This is a genomic window from Brevundimonas sp. GW456-12-10-14-LB3 (genome assembly GCF_059424365.1).
Genome location: NZ_JBWKZJ010000005.1, coordinates 1 through 16,743 on the forward strand (window position 1 = coordinate 1; position 16,743 = coordinate 16,743).

General features: G+C 66.6%; 19 protein-coding genes. 11 read left to right on the top strand and 8 right to left on the bottom strand.

All coding sequences use genetic code 11. The features are described 5' to 3' along the window. A partial coding sequence (locus tag AC07XS_RS03605; protein ID WP_321207963.1) for a polymer-forming cytoskeletal protein occupies window positions 1-478 on the bottom strand: 478 nt, incomplete at its 3' end. Further along, window positions 462-1,571: a peptidoglycan DD-metalloendopeptidase family protein gene (locus AC07XS_RS03610; RefSeq protein WP_231681266.1), complete on the bottom strand. Its 1,110-nt coding sequence runs from the start codon at window positions 1,569-1,571 to the stop codon at window positions 462-464. The genes AC07XS_RS03605 and AC07XS_RS03610, both read right to left, overlap by 17 nt. Between AC07XS_RS03610 and AC07XS_RS03615 the strand changes: the two genes are divergently transcribed. Next, entirely contained in the window at window positions 1,570-1,731 is a 162-nt protein-coding gene (locus AC07XS_RS03615) for a hypothetical protein (RefSeq protein ID WP_182713658.1), read from the top strand. The two genes, AC07XS_RS03610 and AC07XS_RS03615, sit on opposite strands and share 2 nt — an antisense overlap. Window positions 1,732-1,791: 60 nt before the next feature. Here the strand turns inward: AC07XS_RS03615 and AC07XS_RS03620 are convergent, their stop codons facing one another. The 3 genes from AC07XS_RS03620 to tyrS are packed head-to-tail and all read right to left on the bottom strand — an operon-like array spanning window position 1,792 to window position 3,924. Next, a complete protein-coding gene (locus AC07XS_RS03620) occupies window positions 1,792-2,256 on the bottom strand; it encodes a peroxiredoxin (RefSeq protein ID WP_182713649.1) in 465 nt (154 codons plus the stop codon). Next, window positions 2,246-2,611, bottom strand: a complete 366-nt coding sequence (locus tag AC07XS_RS03625) for a GIY-YIG nuclease family protein (protein WP_054765613.1) — start codon at window positions 2,609-2,611, stop codon at window positions 2,246-2,248. The genes AC07XS_RS03620 and AC07XS_RS03625 overlap by 11 nt, the downstream gene beginning before the upstream one ends. A 59-nt stretch (window positions 2,612-2,670) precedes the next feature. After that, on the bottom strand, window positions 2,671-3,924 hold the full coding sequence (tyrS, locus tag AC07XS_RS03630; RefSeq protein ID WP_182713648.1) for a tyrosine--tRNA ligase: 1,254 nt from the start codon (window positions 3,922-3,924) through the stop codon (window positions 2,671-2,673). Between the two features lie 199 nt (window positions 3,925-4,123). Here tyrS and AC07XS_RS03635 point away from each other — a divergent pair, with 199 nt between their 5' ends. Together AC07XS_RS03635 and AC07XS_RS03640 are read left to right on the top strand one after the other, a co-directional pair. After that, entirely contained in the window at window positions 4,124-4,642 is a 519-nt protein-coding gene (locus AC07XS_RS03635) for a DOMON-like domain-containing protein (RefSeq protein ID WP_182713647.1), read from the top strand. After that, the gene (locus AC07XS_RS03640) at window positions 4,639-5,841 is read left to right on the top strand and encodes a DUF1343 domain-containing protein (RefSeq protein WP_182713646.1); all 1,203 of its coding nucleotides are present in this window, start codon (window positions 4,639-4,641) and stop codon (window positions 5,839-5,841) included. Before AC07XS_RS03635 ends, AC07XS_RS03640 begins: the two co-directional genes overlap by 4 nt. A gap of 27 nt (window positions 5,842-5,868) precedes the next feature. Here AC07XS_RS03640 and AC07XS_RS03645 read toward each other — a convergent pair whose 3' ends face one another. After that, window positions 5,869-6,303, bottom strand: a complete 435-nt coding sequence (locus AC07XS_RS03645) for a hypothetical protein (RefSeq protein ID WP_182713645.1) — start codon at window positions 6,301-6,303, stop codon at window positions 5,869-5,871. Between the two features lie 330 nt (window positions 6,304-6,633). On the opposite strand from AC07XS_RS03645, the gene ahpC reads away from it, so the two are divergent. The 3 genes from ahpC to AC07XS_RS03660 all read left to right on the top strand — a co-directional run bounded on the left by ahpC (window position 6,634) and on the right by AC07XS_RS03660 (window position 9,957). Beyond that, a complete protein-coding gene (ahpC, locus tag AC07XS_RS03650; protein ID WP_152950179.1) occupies window positions 6,634-7,197 on the top strand; it encodes an alkyl hydroperoxide reductase subunit C in 564 nt (187 codons plus the stop codon). Window positions 7,198-7,339: 142 nt separating this feature from the next. Further along, window positions 7,340-8,926, top strand: coding sequence for an alkyl hydroperoxide reductase subunit F (gene ahpF, locus AC07XS_RS03655; RefSeq protein ID WP_182713644.1), 1,587 nt, complete (start codon window positions 7,340-7,342; stop codon window positions 8,924-8,926). Window positions 8,927-8,994: 68 nt separating this feature from the next. Further along, complete coding sequence (locus AC07XS_RS03660; protein ID WP_182713643.1) at window positions 8,995-9,957, top strand: DMT family transporter; 963 nt, start codon at window positions 8,995-8,997, stop codon at window positions 9,955-9,957. 10 nt (window positions 9,958-9,967) lie between these two features. Here AC07XS_RS03660 and AC07XS_RS03665 read toward each other — a convergent pair whose 3' ends face one another. Further along, on the bottom strand, window positions 9,968-11,284 hold the full coding sequence (locus tag AC07XS_RS03665; protein ID WP_182713642.1) for an FAD-dependent oxidoreductase: 1,317 nt from the start codon (window positions 11,282-11,284) through the stop codon (window positions 9,968-9,970). A gap of 172 nt (window positions 11,285-11,456) precedes the next feature. On the opposite strand from AC07XS_RS03665, the gene AC07XS_RS03670 reads away from it, so the two are divergent. Next, window positions 11,457-12,449 (top strand): TerC family protein, encoded by a 993-nt coding sequence (locus AC07XS_RS03670; RefSeq protein WP_321207962.1) that lies wholly within the window; start codon window positions 11,457-11,459, stop codon window positions 12,447-12,449. Window positions 12,450-12,470: 21 nt separating this feature from the next. On the opposite strand, the gene AC07XS_RS03675 is transcribed toward AC07XS_RS03670, so the two are convergent. Next, complete coding sequence (locus AC07XS_RS03675) at window positions 12,471-13,121, bottom strand: alpha/beta hydrolase (protein WP_054765621.1); 651 nt, start codon at window positions 13,119-13,121, stop codon at window positions 12,471-12,473. A 158-nt stretch (window positions 13,122-13,279) separates the two neighbouring features. Here AC07XS_RS03675 and AC07XS_RS03680 point away from each other — a divergent pair, with 158 nt between their 5' ends. From AC07XS_RS03680 to AC07XS_RS03695, 4 genes are read left to right on the top strand one after another with little or no spacing between them, the layout of a single operon-like run. Beyond that, entirely contained in the window at window positions 13,280-13,762 is a 483-nt protein-coding gene (locus tag AC07XS_RS03680; RefSeq protein WP_182713640.1) for an Rrf2 family transcriptional regulator, read from the top strand. Further along, on the top strand, window positions 13,759-14,898 hold the full coding sequence (locus AC07XS_RS03685; RefSeq protein WP_182713639.1) for a cysteine desulfurase family protein: 1,140 nt from the start codon (window positions 13,759-13,761) through the stop codon (window positions 14,896-14,898). The genes AC07XS_RS03680 and AC07XS_RS03685 overlap by 4 nt, the downstream gene beginning before the upstream one ends. Next, window positions 14,898-16,364, top strand: coding sequence for a Fe-S cluster assembly protein SufB (gene sufB / locus AC07XS_RS03690; RefSeq protein WP_182713638.1), 1,467 nt, complete (start codon window positions 14,898-14,900; stop codon window positions 16,362-16,364). The genes AC07XS_RS03685 and sufB overlap by 1 nt, the downstream gene beginning before the upstream one ends. Continuing rightward, window positions 16,361-16,741 carry a hypothetical protein gene (locus AC07XS_RS03695; RefSeq protein WP_182713637.1) on the top strand — a complete coding sequence of 127 codons (381 nt, stop codon included), beginning with the start codon at window positions 16,361-16,363 and terminating at the stop codon, window positions 16,739-16,741. Before sufB ends, AC07XS_RS03695 begins: the two co-directional genes overlap by 4 nt. Window positions 16,742-16,743: the final 2 nt, after the last annotated feature.

The window sequence follows — 16,743 nt, forward strand, 5'->3', positions numbered from 1 at the left end:
CGACGGGGGCGACCGGCGCCGGGGCGGGGGCCTGACGCTGGCCCTGGGCGACGCGGCCCTGGAAGAAGGCGCCGACGTCGATCGACAGCTGTTCGGCGGTGATGTCGCCTTCCACATAGGCGGTGGCGACCAGCTTGACCTGCTTGCCCTGAACGCCGCCGACGATGCGGCCGCGCACTTCGATATAGTCGGCCTGGACATTGCCCTCGACCGCGCCGGTCTCGCCGACGATCAGGCGGCCGACGCGGACGTCGCCCTTGATCTGTCCATCGATCTGCAGATCGCCCGCGCCGGTGATATTGCCTTCAAAGGCCAGGTCGGAGGACAGGGTGGACAGGCCGCGGCCTGGCGTCGTGGCGGCCGGGGCTGCGCCGGGGCGCGGGGCGGCCGGCATGTCCGGCAGCGGCGGAATGGCCGGGGCCGCAGGACGAGGCGACGACGGCGTCGGGGTCGCGGGTTTGCTAATTTTGTTGAACAAGTTGATCTCCTGCTCTGAGGAAGCGTGCGGGGTTCTGCGGCCGGCCGTTCAGCCAGACTTCGTAATGGAGGTGGACGCCGGTCGATCGGCCGGTGGTGCCCATGGCGCCGATCCTCTGGCCGAGCGCGACCGACTGCCCCGGCTGGACGGCCAGGGCGTTCAGATGGGCGTAGCGTGTCTTGAAGCCGCGCCCGTGGTCTATCTCGACCGTATTGCCATACCCTGAACGAACGCCGGCGAAGGAAACGACGCCGGGCGCCGTGGCGTAGATGGGGGTGTTCAGGGGGGCGGCGAAGTCCTGGCCCTGGTGGATGGCGGGACGGCCGTTGAAGGGGTCGAAGCGGACGCCGAAGCCGGAGGTGGTGCGGGCCTGGGTCGGTCGTTTGAACGGCAGCTCTTCGGCGGCCTCCGACAGGGTCCGCATTTCGTTAAGATTGGTCGCCGCGTGGCGGATGCGGACGGCGAAGGGTTCGTCCACGTCCAGAATAGCGGCCAGGGCCCGGGGATCGCGCGCCTCCACCAGGGGGCCGCCAAGCGGTTCGGCGGCGGCGACATAGGCGGCGGGATTGAGCCCCGCCAGACGGAAGGCCAGCCGGAGCCGTTCGGCGCGGGTCTGGGCGAAGGTCTCGGCCCGATCCAGCAGCCGTTCCTGATCCAGCCGAACCGCCAGGATGCGCTGGATCGGCGGCATGTCGGCGCGCAGCGGCTTGGGCGCCAGGGCCTGGACCGCGCCGTCCACGCCGTTCAAGCCGGTCATGATCTGGGCCAGGGCGGCGTGACGCCGCTCGATCATGGCGGCCGTCTGGTCCAGGGCGCCGTTCGTGGCGGACATGCGGACGACCGCGCTTTCCAGCCGCGCCTGAAGGTCCGCGTTCAGCCGCTCTGACGCGGCGCGCGCGCGGATGACCTCGGAGTCGGCGTGGCGCCGGGTCACGATGTCGAAGAGGAAGGCGCCCGAGGCGACCAGAGACCAGACCAAGAAGGCCGATGCCGCCAGGCCGAGCAGGATCTGACGCCGGGCGGTGAGGGCGTAGGCCCGAACCTCGTCATGGCTGCGGAGATAGACGTAACGGACGGGCAAAAAACGATCCATGAAGGAGCGTTTCGGCGCTTTCTCTTCCAGGTCCATAAAGCAACGCCCCCACGTCGAGGTGGGGTTTATCCGCCGCCTTTATGACAGCGGCAAGATGGTTCACCTGTTGTTAACTATCATTTCCGGCCTTTTCGGGCATTTTCACGCAAAAGTGCCTTGAGAATCCCGGAATGCGAGAACCCGCTTGGACGGGATTCCCCTTGAAGGCGATTCGGCGTTCTCAGCCCAAGGCGCGGGCCGCTGCGAGAACCTCGGCGGCGTGGTCGGCGACCTTCACATTGCGCCAGGCGCGGGCGATCCGACCCTCGGCGTCGATCAGGAAGGTGGCGCGCTCTATGCCCATATATTCGCGGCCGTACAGCTTCTTCTGGACCCAGACGCCCCAGGCCTCGCAGGCGGCGCCGTCCTCGTCCGAGGCCAGGACGACGGCGAGGGCGTATTTGGCCTTGAACTTGTCGTGCTTCTTCACCGTGTCCCTGGACACGCCGATGACCGGGCAGCCCAAGGCGGCGAAGTCGGCGGACAGGGCGGTGAAGTCCTGGGCCTCGCGGGTGCAGCCGGTCGTGTCGTCCTTGGGATAGAAGTAGACGACGGCGGGCTTGCCCCTCAGGGCGGCGAGGGAGATCCGGCCGCCGTTGTCGGTCGGCAGGTCGAGAGCGGGGGCGGGGTGGCGTTCATCGGTCATCGGGTGTCTCACTTACTCCGCTCATCCCCGCGAAGGCGGGGACCCAGTCCTTGGCGTCCTTCATGCCGCCAAGACGAAGGTGATCGTAAAGGTCGAGCCAGTCTGGGTTCTGCCGCTCAATCATCCGCAGTTTCCAAAGCCGGTTCCATTTCTTGATCTGCCGCTCCCGGTGGAAGGCCGCGTCTCTACTTTCATGCGCCTCGTACCAGACGAGCAAATGGACGTCGTACTTCGCCGTGAATCCAGCGAAGGTCTTGTCCCTGTGCTGCCTCACCCGTTGGATCAGATCGTCGGTCGAGCCCGTGTAAAGGGTGCCGTTTCGGCGACTGGCCACGATGTAGGTGAAGAAGGCCAAGCTTTGACACCTATCTGGGTCCCCGCCTACGCGGGGATGAGCGGAGCTGAAAAGCTACCCTAAACGGGCCTAACCAGCACGATCTTCTTCTTGCCGGCCGCCAGCTTGATCACGCCGTCCTTCAGATCGGCCTCGGTCAGCAGCTGGGCGCCGTCGGACACGGCGACGTCGTTCAGGCGCAAGCCCCCGCCCTGGGCCAGGCGGCGCGCCTCGCCGTTGGAGGCGGTCAGGCCGGCCTTGGTCACGACGGCGGCGATCATGGCGCCGTAGACCTCGGCAGCCGGCAGTTCGACAGTCGGCAGGTCGGCGGACAGCTGACCCTTTTCGAAGGCGCTTTCGGCGGCGGCGCGGGCGGTGGCGGCGGCCTCGGCCCCGTGCAGCAGGGTGGTGGCGGCGTCGGCCAGGGCCTTCTTGGCCTCGTTGATGGCCGCGCCCTCCAGGGCTTCGTATTCGGCGATCTGCTCCAGGCTGAGGTCCGTGAACAGGCGCATGAAGCGGCCGACGTCGGCGTCCTCGGCGTTGCGCCAGAACTGCCAGTAGTCATAGGGGCTCAGCTGTTCGGCGTTCAGCCAGACGGCGCCCTGGGCGGTCTTGCCCATCTTGCCGCCCGAGGCCGTGGTCAGAAGCGGGGTGGTCAGGCCGAAGGCGGCCTTCTGGTCCACCCGGCGCACCAGATCCACGCCCGAGGTGATGTTGCCCCACTGGTCCGACCCGCCCATCTGCAGCGTGACCTTCAGGCTGCGGTTCAGTTCCAGGAAGTCCACCGACTGCATCAGCATGTAGTTGAACTCGAGGAAGGTCATCGGCTGCTCGCGCTCAAGCCGCAGCTTGACCGAGTCGAAGCTCAGCATCCGGTTGACGGTGAAGTGCGTGCCGAAGTCGCGCAGGAACTGGATGTAGCCGTAGGTCGACAGCCAGTCGTCGTTATTGACCATGACCGCATCGGTCGGGCCGTCGCCGAAGGTCAGGAATTTGGCGAAGACCGTCTTGATGGAGTCGATGTTCGACTGGATGGTCTCTTGGGTCAGCTGGGGGCGCGACGCATCCTTGCCGGTTGGATCGCCGACCTTGGTGGTGCCGCCGCCCATCAGGACGATGGGCTTGCCGCCCGCCTGCTGGAGCCGGCGCAGCATCATGATCTGGATCAGGCTGCCCACGTGCAGGGATGGAGCGGTGGCGTCGAAACCGATGTAGCCGGCCACCACGCCCGAGGCGGCCGCCTCGTCCAGCTCGGTCGGATGGGTGATCTGATGGATGTAGCCGCGCGCCTGGAGGGTGCGGAGGAAGTCGGATTTGAAGGCTTGGTCGGTCATGGCGGAGGCTCCGTTAGCAGGGATGCCGGCGGTCGTCTTCCATTTCCGAAGAGCGCGTCGCCAGCGAAGGCGGCGCGTGTTCGCGGGCCGCTCGCTTACAGCGGGCGGTAATACAGGCCGGTGATGGCGCGGGCGGCGAACATGGGTTCTGGATAAGGCGCAGCGTTGACCGGCGTCAAGCCTGCGCTACGAAGACGGGATGCGTCTGCCCCTGATCCCGCACCCGACCTGTTCCCCCGCCGGGCTGACGCTGGAGGTCGAGGCGCGGCGGGCGGGGCGGGTGTTGAGCCTGGAGTATCTGTTGGCCGGGCCGGTCGAGAGGGTGCGGTGGCCCGAGGCGACGGCGCGGGTGCGAACGGACGGGCTGTGGCGGACGACCTGTTTCGAGGCCTTCGTGCGGACGGACGGCGGCTATGTCGAATATAATCTGTCGCCGTCGGGGGCCTGGGCGGCCTATCGGTTCGACGGCTATCGCGAGGGGATGCGGGGGCTGGAGATCGCGCCGCCCTTCATCGTCACGCGCATGGCCCAAGGGCGGTTCGTTCTGACGGTCGATGTGGAGCTGCCCGAGGATGCGACGGACGCGGTCGGGCTGACGGCGGTGGTCGAGGGGCTGGAGGGGGCGCTGGACGGGGCGATCGCCTATTGGGCCCTGGCGCATCCATCGGATAAGCCGGACTTTCATCATCCCGACTCGTTCGCGCTGGAACTGCCATGAACTTCGGTCTCGACCGCCTGCTGTCCGACGACGCCCTTAGGGTGCAGCTGAAGGGGCGGCGCGTGGCCCTGCTGGCTCATCCGGCCTCGGTGACCAGGGATCTGAGCCATGCGGTGGACGCCCTGGCCGCCTGTCCCGAGATCGAACTGACCGCCGCCTTCGGCCCCCAGCACGGGATGAAGGGCGATCTGCAGGACAATATGATGGAGAGCCCGGATTATCGCGATCCGGTGCACGGCTTCCCCGTCTTCAGCCTGTACGGCGAGGTGCGGCGCCCCAAGGACGAATGGATGGAGACGTTCGACGTCGTCCTGATCGACCTGCAGGACCTGGGCTGCCGCATCTACACCTATGTGACCACGCTTCTGTATGTGCTGGAGGCGGCGGCGAAACACGGCAAGTCGGTCTGGGTGCTGGACCGGCCCAATCCGGCGGGGCGGCCGGTTGAGGGGATGACGCTGAAGCCCGGCTGGGAGAGTTTCGTTGGGGCCGGGCCTATGCCGATGCGGCACGGGATGACCCTGGGCGAACTGGGCCTGTGGTTCATCGACCGGTTCAAGCTGGATTTGGATTACCGGGTCGTGGAGATGCAGGGCTGGGCGCCGGAGGCGGGACCGGGCTTCGGCTGGCCGTTGGGGGAAAGGTCCTGGGTCAATCCCAGCCCCAATGCGCCGAACCTGAGCATGGCCCGCTGCTACGCCGGGACGGTGATGCTGGAGGGGGCGACCCTGTCGGAAGGGCGGGGCACGACCCGGCCGCTGGAGCTGTTCGGGGCGCCGGACATCGACGCGCGGGCGGTGATCGCCGAGATGCAGGCTCTGGCGCCGGAATGGCTGGGCGGTTGCGTGCTGCGCGACATGTGGTTCGAGCCGACCTTCCACAAGCATGTCGGCAAACTGTGCAGCGGGGTGCAGATCCATGTCGATCACCCCGGCTATGACCACGCCGCCTTCAGGCCGTGGCGGGTGCAGGCCCTGGGCTTCAAGGCGATCCGGCGGCTGTATCCCGACTACGACCTGTGGCGGGATTTTCCGTATGAATATGCGTTCGGGAAACTGCCCATCGACGTGATCAACGGCGGACCGGGTCTGCGGGAATGGGTGGACGACGCGGCGGCGGGGCCGGGCGATCTGGAGGCGGCGACGCGGCCGGATGAGGCGGCGTGGGAAGAGGCGCGGCGGGGGTTCCTGCTGTACTAAGGCGGGCGGCGATTTACCTGTCTGGCGTCAATACCCGCTGTGTCGGTTGTTCATCATCTGTGTTTCTCGCTCAAATTGGGCGCGCTCATTGGCTTCGCGACGAGCATCCTCATCCCGTTGGGCTTTTGGGCGCGGAATAGCCACCGGCACGGTGAAGGCGATCCTACTGACGGTGGAATGAGCGGATTGGATTTGGCCTTGGATGTCCGCCTTGACGAAGGGGATCACCTTCACGCCAGCGGCGCCACCGGCCGTGCCCCTGTCTTCGACCGTTGTTGCGAGGTCGAAGGAGACGTTTGTCACGACGTTTTCCGATTCGTCCTTTGGCGCGTGAGCACCGCCATACGCTGCCCGACCAATGAAGCCGCCACATGTGGCGTCGTCTTGAGCCGCGATCACCGCTTTCACGATGCTCAGCAGGGTTTCTTTCACGTACGCGTCTAAGGCGATGCCATCTGCCATTGTCCACTCCAATCCCGAAGCGATAGCACGCACGTCCAGCGCGAAAATCAAGTCCTCACGGACGCTGTCGGGACCGGATCCGCTGTTCACCAAGTCGAAACGTCCCCTTTCTCGCAAAACAGGGTGGGCTGCCTGTTGTCTGCGTCCTGAGATCGCTGCCCAAACACCGGGGTTCTGGATCCTCGGGTCGAGCCCGAGGACGACGGGGTGGGGTGCGGTCTTTCTATAACCAAAATCTATCACGCATCTGCAAATAAGTGATTGGGCTTATCTGCTGCGATGCGGTAGGAAGCGGGCCTCCCCAACCTCCCAACGGAATGGAAGCCCTGCATGGCCCTCATCAACACGACCATCAAACCCTTCACGGCCGAGGCCTATAAGGACGGCAAGTTCCTGACCGTCACCGAGGCCGATGTGGCGGGCAAGTGGGCGATCTTCTTCTTCTATCCGGCCGACTTCACCTTCGTCTGCCCGACCGAGCTGGAAGACCTGGCCGACAACTACGCCGAGTTCCAGAAGCTGGGCGTTGAAATCTATTCGGTGTCGACCGACACCCATTTCTCGCACAAGGCCTGGCACGACTCCTCGCCGGCCATCGGCAAGATCACCTACACCATGCTGGGCGATCCCTCGGGTCAGGTGACCAACAACTTCGACGCCATGCGTCCGGGCGTGGGCCTGGCCGATCGTGCGACCTTCCTGGTCGATCCGGACGGCGTGATCCAGTTCACCGAGACCACCTCGGAAGGCATCGGCCGCAACGCCGCCGAACTGCTGCGCAAGGTCAAGGCCGCGCAATATGTGCGCGCGCATCCGGGTGAAGTCTGCCCGGCCAAGTGGGAAGAAGGCGAAGCCACCCTGGCGCCGTCGCTCGACCTCGTCGGCAAGATCTAAGACGGAACGCCTATCGGGTCCGGCCTTCGGGTCGGACCCACCCGGCCGCCGCCCTGTTTCGTGGGGGCCGGACCCTATCGCGCAAGCCTCGCCGGGATCGGCTCGAAGGCGGCGCGTCACCCTGGAATTCGAGGACTGCCCCATGCTGGACGCCAATCTGAAATCTCAGCTCGAGAGCTACCTCAAGAACATCGTCCATCCGGTCGAACTGGTCGCCTCTCTGGGCGCCGGGCCCAAGTCGCAGGAGCTGAAGACCCTGCTGGAGGAGATCGTCTCGGTCTCGCACGGCAAGGTCGAGATGGGCCGCGACTATGACGACGAACGCCAGCCCAGCTTCCTGATCCGCAGGAAGGGCACCGACATCGGGGTGCGGTTCGCGGGGATTCCTCTGGGCCACGAGTTCACCTCGCTGGTGCTGGCCCTGCTGCACGTCGGCGGCCATCCGTCCAAGGCGGCGCAGGAGGTGATCCAGCAGGTCAAGGATCTGGAGGGCGACTATGTGTTCGAGACCTATTTCTCGCTGTCGTGCCAGAACTGCCCCGACGTGGTGCAGGCCCTGAACCTGATGAGCGTGCTGAACCCGCGCATCAAACACGTCGCCATCGAAGGCGGCCTGTTCAAGGACGAGGTGGACGAGCGCAAGATCATGGCCGTGCCGACGGTCTTCCTGAACGGCGAACTGTTCGGCCAGGGCCGGATGGAGCTGGAGCAGATCGTCGCCAAGCTGGATTCGGGCGCCGAGGCGCGGGCCGCCGAGCGGCTGAAGGCCAAGGACCCGTTCGACGTCCTGGTGGTCGGCGGCGGTCCCGCCGGGGCGGCGGCCGCCATCTATACGGCGCGCAAGGGCATCCGCACCGGCATCGTGGCCGAACGGTTCGGCGGCCAGGTGCTGGACACCATGGCGATCGAGAACTTCATCTCGGTGCCCCATACCGAGGGGCCGAAACTGGCCGCCCATCTGGAGCAGCATGTCCGCGAATATGAGGTGGACCTGATGAACCTGCAGAAGGCGGCCAAGCTGATCCCGGCCAAGGTTCCGGGCGGTCTGCACGAGGTGGTGCTGGAGAACGGCGCCAGTCTGAAGTCGCGCACCGTCATCCTGTCGACCGGCGCCCGCTGGCGCCAGATGAACGTGCCGGGCGAGGACCAGTACAAGAACAAGGGCGTGGCCTATTGCCCGCACTGCGACGGGCCGCTGTTCAAGGGCAAGCGGGTGGCGGTGATCGGCGGCGGCAACTCCGGCGTCGAGGCGGCGATCGACCTGGCGGGCATCGTGGCCCATGTGACCCTGATCGAGTACGACAGCGAACTGCGGGCCGATGCGGTACTGCAACGCAAGCTGGCGACCCTGCCGAACGTGCGGATCGTCACCTCGGCCCTGACCACCGAGGTGCGCGGCGACGGCGAGAAGGTGACGGGCCTGGTCTATAAGGACCGCAACTCCGACGCCCATCACGACGTCGATCTGGAAGGCGTCTTCGTCCAGATCGGCCTGGTGCCGAACACCGAATGGCTGCACGGCGCCGTCGCCCTGACGACGCGCGGCGAGATCGAGGTGGATCACCGGGGCGAGACGTCTCAGCCAGGCGTCTTCGGGGCGGGCGACGTGACGACTGTGCCCTATAAGCAGATCGTGGTGGCGATGGGTGAGGGCTCCAAGGCAGGGCTGGCCGCCTTCGACTATATGATCCGCACCGTCCCGGCCGAAGAGGCGGTCGAGGCGGCCTGACGTCCAGGGCGGTTTTCGCTGTAAGGCGAACCGTGTAAGCGCAGGCCAGGTTTAAGGCGGAGCGCGATATGACGGCGGCATCCTCGGGCCGGCTGTGGGGCGTCGCCTCCGGCCTGGGCGCAGGCGCGATGTGGGGGCTGGTCTTCCTGGCGCCCAAGTTTGCGCCCGAGGCCTCGCCCCTGCTGCTGACCGCCGGGCGGTATCTGGCCTATGGGCTGATCGCCGCCGTCCTGATCGCCCCGCGCTGGCGGCGGCTGGCGCCCTTGATCGAGGCGCGGACATGGCGCGCCCTGGTCTGGCTGAGCCTGGCGGGCAATCTGATCTATTTCGCCTTTCTGGTGGTCGCGGTGCATCTGGCCGGGGTGGCGGCCTCGGCCCTGATCGTCGGCATGGTGCCGGTGGTGGTGGCCCTGTGGGGGCTGAGGGACCGCAGCGGACCCTCCCTGTCGCGCGCGGCGCCGCCCATCGTCCTGGCCGCCCTGGCGGTGGCCCTGATCGGCTGGCGGGCCCTGGCTCAGGCGGAGGCGGGGGCGGAGGGACCGACGGGGGCTCAGGCCCTGATCGGCTTGGTCTGCGCCCTGGGCGCCCTGGCGTCCTGGTCGGCCTATGCGGTGGGCAATAGCCGCTGGATGGCGCGGCTGCCCGAGGTCTCGCCCCATGACTGGTCCCTGCTGACCGGCGTCGTGACCGGCGGCCTGGCATTGATCCTGGCGGTCCCGGCGGTTTGGACCGCCCAGGACTGGAGCGGGGGGCAGTGGCTGCATCTGGCGGGGGTCTGCCTGGGCGTGGCCCTGTTGGCCTCCATCATCGGCAACGCCCTGTGGAACCAGGCCAGCCGCCGCCTGCCCCTGGCCATGCTGGGCCAGATGATCGTGTTCGAGACGGTGTTCGCCTTCGTCTACGGCTATGTCTGGGAGGGGCGGGGGCCGGCCCTGGTGGAGATACTGGCCATACTGATGATGATCGTCAGCGTCATCTGGTGCGTGCGCGCCCACGCCCCGCCACGCGGCGCGGAGGAGCCGCCGCACTGATCACGGCGGCTCAGTGCAGCTTGAGCCGACCCGAGACGCGGCGGTGCAGCAGTCGCGACAAGGCCAGGATGACGGTGCGACGGACGCCCAGAATGGCCCGGTGGTGGTCCAGGTGCAGGGCCATATAGGCCCATTTGGCGATCAGCCCCTCGATCAGGAAGTTCGGCCCGCTCAGATTGCCCATCAGCGATCCCACGCCCCGGTCCCCGCCCAGCGACACCAGCGACCCCCGGTCGCGATAGACATAGGGGCCGGGATCGCGAGCCGGGTCCGCCAGGGCCTGGGCCAGATAGGCGGCCTGTTGGGCGGCGGCCTGGGCGCGGGCGGGGACCGGGCGCCCGTCGGGGCCTGGCGCTTCGGCGCAGTCGCCCAGGGCGTAGATGTCTGGGGCGGAGGTCCGCAGCCGGTCGTCTACGACGAACTGATTGAGACATCCCGTCGTCAGACCGAGGTCGCGGTTGGTCTCGGCGGCCTTGACCCCGGCGGCCCAGACGATCAGGTCGGCGGGAACCGCGCCTCTGGACGTCTCCAGCCGGTCCGCATGGACGGCCTGGACCTTGGCGTCGGTCAGCAGCCGCACCCCCTTGGCCTCCAGGGCCTGGGCCGCCTTGGTCGAAACCCGTTCCGGAAGACCGCCCAGGATGCGGGGCGCCGCCTCCACAATGGTGACGTCGATGTCGAACCTCTGGTCCGGCGTCAGGCCCGCAGACAGTTCGTCATGGCCTTCGATCAGTTCGGTGGAGAGCTCCACCCCCGTCGCGCCGGCCCCGACGATGGCGATGCTCAGCCTGCGATCATCCGAATAGGCCGCAGCCAGGAAGGCGCTGGTCAAACGTTTGTTGAAAGCCTCGGCGTCGGCGACGTCTTCCAGAAGATGGGCGTGTTCGGCCGCGCCCGGCGTGTTGAACAGGTTCGATCCGCTGCCGATCGCCAGCACCAGGGTGTTGAAGGCCAGGGTGCGCGGGGCGACCAGCACGGCGCCGTCCTGATCGCGGATTTCGCCCAGGGTCAGGGTCTTGTTCGCCGGATCGAGGCCGGTCAGGTCGCCGAAGGCGAAGCTGAAATGGTTGCGGCGCGCCAGGACGGGATAGGACAGGCCCTCCTGATGGCTGTCCAGCGACCCCGCCGCCACCTCGTGCAGGCTGGGCTTCCACAGGTGGAAGATGGAGCGGTCGATCAGCAGGACGCGCCGACGGCCCTCGCGCGGACCGAACCGACGGCCGAGGCGTGCGGCGAGCTCAAGCCCGCCCGCGCCGCCGCCGATGATGACGATGTCGTGGCCGCGCCGCGATGCGGCGGCAGGGGAGGGGGAAGCGGTTTGCGTCATGGGGGTCTAGCGAGGCCTTATCGGCAGGGTTCCACTGGCCCCTATGTGGACCCGGCGAGACCGTTTGTCGCGCCCGTTGACGCGCATTCGGCTCTATCTTAGCCATAAGAGGCGGCGATCCGGGCCCCTCTGGCGATCCTTCGATCGCGATGTCGGCCGCCTCTCGACATTGATGGAGGTAGACGTGGATTTTCTGCTGGCCGAATGGCTGGGCAAGCCCGCATGGATGTGGGTCGGCTTCATTGGAATCGTGGGCCTGCTGCTGGCGCTCGACCTGGGCGTTCTGAACCGCAAGGATCATGAAATCGGGGTTCGCGAGAGCCTGCTGCTGTCTTCGATGTACATTGCGATCGCCCTGGCGTTCGGCGGCTTCGTCTGGTGGGAGCTGGGGTCGGAAAAGGGGCTGGAGTATCTGACCGGCTTTGCGATCGAAAAGAGCCTGGCGATGGACAATGTCTTCGTCATCGCCATGATCTTCGGGGCCTTTTCCATACCGCGCATCTACCAGCACCGGGTGCTGTTCTGGGGCATCGTCGGGGTGATCGTCCTGCGGGCCCTGATGATCGCGGGCGGGGCGGCCCTGGTCAGCCGCTATGAGTGGGTGCTGTATCTTTTCGCGGCCTTCCTGGTCTTTACCGGGATCAAGATGTTCGCCGCCCGTCACGAGAATGAGCAGGACATCGCCGACAATCGGCTGCTGGCCTGGCTGCGTCGCCGTCTGCCGGTGACGGAGACCTTGCACGGACACGCCTTCTTCGTGCGTCAGTCGAACAAGACGGGCCGGACGGCGCTGCACGTCACGCCGCTGTTTCTCGCCCTGGTGATGATCGAACTGGCGGACGTGGTGTTCGCGGTGGATTCGGTGCCGGCCATCTTCGCCATCACCACCGACCCCTATATCGTCTATACGTCCAACATCTTCGCCATTCTGGGCCTGCGGGCGCTGTATTTCGCCCTGGCGGCGGTCATCCACCGCTTCGCCTATCTGAAACAGGCCCTGGCCGTGCTGCTGATCTTCATCGGCGGCAAGGTGATCGCCGCGCCCCTGATGGGACTGGACAAGATCCCGCCCGCCGTCTCGCTGAGCGTGACGGCGGCCATATTGGCCGCAGGCGTCGGCTATTCGCTGTGGCGGACCCGATCGGAGGACGCCAAGCCCGTGTGAACCGAGCGGCCGGCCTGAGGTTCAGGCCGGCTTTTCTTCCAGCCGCTTGTCCAGATAGGCGCCGACGCGGCGATCCACGGCGGCCATATGATCCTGCCAGAAGTGGCTGGCGCCCTCTTCCAGCTCATAGTCGATGACGATGCCCTTCTGGGTGCGCAGCTTGTTGACCACCCGCTCCACCTCGACCGGGGGGACGATGGTGTCGGCCGTGCCGTGCAGGAACAGACCCGAGGCGGGGCAGGGCGCCAGGAAGCTGAAGTCGTACATGTTGGACGGCGGCGAGACCGAGATGAAGCCGTCCGTCTCGGGCCGACGCATCAGAAGCTGCATGCCGATATAGGCGCCGAACTGATAGCCCGCGACCCAGGTCTGGCTGGCGCCGGGGTTGTTGGCCTGAAGCCAGTCCAGCGCCGTGGCCGCGTCCGCCAGTTCGCCGATGCCGGAATCGAACTCGCCCTGCGACTTGCCGACGCCGCGCGAATTATAGCGCAGGGTGGCGAAGCCGCGCTGCTGGAACAGCTGGTGCAGGGTGACGGCGACCGGGTTGTTCATATGACCGCCCGCCTTGGGATGCGGGTGCAGGATCAGGGCGATCGGGGCGTTCGGGCGCTTGCCCGGAGAATAGCGGCCTTCGATGCGGCCGGAGGCGCCGGGCAGGATGACTTCAGGCATAGGGGCTCTGGAATCCGTTCAACTGTCATTTCGCGTGAGCGTAATACTTGACCGCCGAGGTGGGACTTTCTAAGTCCCTCCGCAAGCGCGCCGCCTTTGCGAAGGCGCGGGTTCTAACACAAGAGCCCCGGAAAGCGCGCAATTTTTGAAGGTGCGATATGCGTCTGTCGACCAAGGGACGATACGCCGTGATGGCGATGGCCGATCTGGCGAAGAACGGACGCGGCGAGGGCGGCGAAATCCGGGCGGTTTCCTTAGCCGAGATCGCCGCGCGGCAGGAGATTTCGCTGAGTTACCTGGAGCAGCTGTTCGCCCGGCTGCGCAAGAGCGGCCTGGTCAAGAGCGTGCGCGGGCCCGGCGGCGGCTATCGCCTGGCCAAGGGGGCGGATGAGACGGTGGTGGCGGAAATCGTGCTGGCCGTGGACGAGCCGATCCGCGCGACCCGGTGCGTGGCGCACGGAACACCCAAGGGCTGCATGCTGGCCGGCGAGCGCTGCATCACCCACAATCTCTGGGAGGACTTGGGCGACGAGATCCATCGCTATCTGGCCGGGGTTTCGCTGGAGGATGTGGTGATGAATCGCACCGGTCGGCGACGCCAGCATGTCGATCCGCCCGTGGCGGTGGAGGCGGCGGCGTGAGCGCGGTCTATCTGGACTACAACGCCTCAGGGCTGGTGCGGCCCGAGGTTCTGGAGATCATGACCCAGGCCCTGGCCGACAACGGCAATCCGTCGGCGGTCCACGCCGCCGGCCGTCGGGCGCGGGCGCGGATCGAGACGGCGCGCGCCCAGGTCGCCGAACTGGTCGGCGCCGATCCGACGGCGGTGGTGTTCAACTCGGGCGGCACCGAGGCCAATGCGCAAGCGATCGCCAGCGCCCTGGCGGCCGGGTGCGAACGGCTGATCGTGTCGGCGACCGAACATCCGTGCGTGGCCGAGGCTGCGGCGGCGGCAGGCGCGCCGGTCGAGATTCTGCCGGTCGATGCGAACGGGGTGGTCGATCTGGCCTGGCTGGCCGAGGCCTTGGCGCGGCCCGGTCGGGCGGTGGTCGCCATCCATCATGCGAACAATGAAAGCGGCGTGATCCAGCCGATCGCGCAGGCGGCGGCCCTGGTGCGGGCCGCCGGCGGCTGGCTGCACGTCGACGCCATCCAGTCGGCGGGCAAGATCGCCGTCAATATACGGGCTCTGGATGCGGACAGCCTGACCCTGTCGGCGCACAAGCTGGGCGGTCCCCAGGGCGTCGGCGCCCTGGTCTTCAAGGAAGGCGTGTCGGGCGTGCGCATCCTGCACGGGGCGGGGCAGGAGCGGGGCCTGCGCGCCGGGACCGAGAACGGGCCGGGCATCGCCGGATTCGGCGTCGCCGCCGTTTGCGCCGCGCGCGATCTGGAGACTGTCGCGTCGCATGCGGCCTGGCGTGACGCCGCCCAGGCGCGCGTCAAGGCGGCCGGGGCGACCATCATCGGCGAGGGCGCCGATCGCCTGCCCAACACCCTGTTCCTGGCCGCCGAGGGCTGGGACAGCCCGCAACAGTTGATCACCCTCGATCTGGTCGGGATCATGGTGTCCGCCGGTTCGGCCTGTTCCTCGGGCAAGGTCAAGCCGTCCAAGACGATCAGCGCGATGGGACTGAATAGGCTGGCCACGGGGGGCGTGCGCGTCTCCGGCGGCTGGGGCACGACCGAGGGCGACTGGGCGCGGTTCGCCGACGCCTGGGTGGACGCCTGGACCAAACACAAGGCACGCGCCGCCGCGCGCGTGAGAGAGGTCGCCTGATGGCCGCCGTCAAGGAAACCATCGACACCGTCGCCGAACTGGAACGGTACAAGTACGGCTTCACCTCGGATGTGGAGCAGGAGTTCGCCCCCAGGGGTCTGAACGCCGACATCGTGCGCTTCATCTCCGAGAAGAAGGGCGAGCCGGAATGGATGCTGGAATGGCGCTTAGCCGCCTATGAGCGCTGGCTGGCGATGGAGGAGCCGACCTGGGCGGCGGTTCGTTACGAGCCCGTCGATTATCAGGACCTGTTCTACTACGCCGCGCCGAAGAAGAAGGAAGGGCCGAAGTCGCTGGACGAGGTCGATCCCGAGATCCTGGAAGTCTACAAGAAGCTGGGCATTCCGCTGAAGGAGCAGGAGGTTCTGGCGGGGGTGCAGGGCGCGCCGCGCGTGGCCGTGGACGCCGTGTTCGACAGCGTGTCCGTGGTCACCACCTTCAAGGAGGAGTTGGCCAAGGCGGGCGTGATCTTCATGCCGATTTCCGAGGCCTTGCGCGAATATCCCGAGCTGGTGCGGCAATATCTGGGATCGGTGGTGCCGGTCTCGGACAACTATTTCGCGGCCCTGAACAGCGCGGTCTTTTCCGACGGGTCGTTCGTCTACATCCCGCCGGGCGTGCGATGCCCGATGGAGCTGTCGACCTATTTCCGCATCAATGCGAGCCAGACGGGCCAGTTCGAACGGACCCTGATCATCGCCGACAAGGGCAGCTACGTCTCGTATCTTGAGGGCTGCACGGCGCCGATGCGCGACGAGAACCAGCTGCACGCGGCCGTGGTCGAGATCGTGGCGCTGGACGACGCCGAGGTGAAGTATTCGACGGTCCAGAACTGGTACCCCGGCGACGCGGAAGGGCGGGGCGGCATCTACAACTTCGTCACCAAGCGCGCCGATTGCCGGGGCGATCGATCCAAGGTGTCGTGGACCCAGGTCGAGACCGGTTCTGCGGTGACGTGGAAATATCCGTCCTGCATCCTGAAGGGCGAGGAAAGCTCGGGCGAATTCTATTCCATCGCCATCACCAACGGACATCAGCAGGCCGACACGGGCACCAAGATGATCCACCTGGGCAAGAACACCAAGTCGCGGATCATCGCCAAGGCGGTGTCGGCGGGTCGGTCGGACTCGAACTATCGCGGCCTGGTCTCGGTGCATCCGAAGGCGACGGGGGTGAGAAACTTCACCCAGTGCGACAGTCTGCTGATCGGCAAGGACTGCGGCTCGCATACCATCCCCTATATCGAGGCCCGCAACGGCTCGGCCCAGCTGGAGCATGAGGCGACGACGACGCGCCTGTCGGACGACCAGCTGTTCTACGCCCAGCAGCGCGGCCTGTCGCAGGAGGAGGCGGTGGCCTTGCTGGTCAACGGCTTCGTCCGCGACGTTCTGCAGGAACTGCCGATGGAGTTCGCGGTGGAAGCGCAGAAGCTGGTGGCGATCAGTCTGGAAGGCTCGGTCGGATGACGGATCGACGGGCGGGGTTCGCCAACAAGGTCACGAAGGGGGTGCCGTCATCAGGCCTGATGAACGACAAGCGCGCCAACGAGCGCCTGAGGCGTACGGTTGAATGGCGGACGCCGACGTCAACCGAGCAAAAGGCGTTTGAAGCTCACAGGACGCTGAAAACGTACGCGGACTTTCTCGTCGCGGCTGTCGAGACCGATGACGAGAGCTGGATTCTGATGGAGCGCGTCTGGCACGGCTTTCCCGATCCGCCTCGCTGGATATTCATCGCATTCGGGCCGGACGGCCGGACGATATGCGGTGGCGATTTTGACCATATCCCCACGAATTGGACAATGCCCGAAGGCGCGATCCTGGCGTTGGAAGAGACTGTTTGACG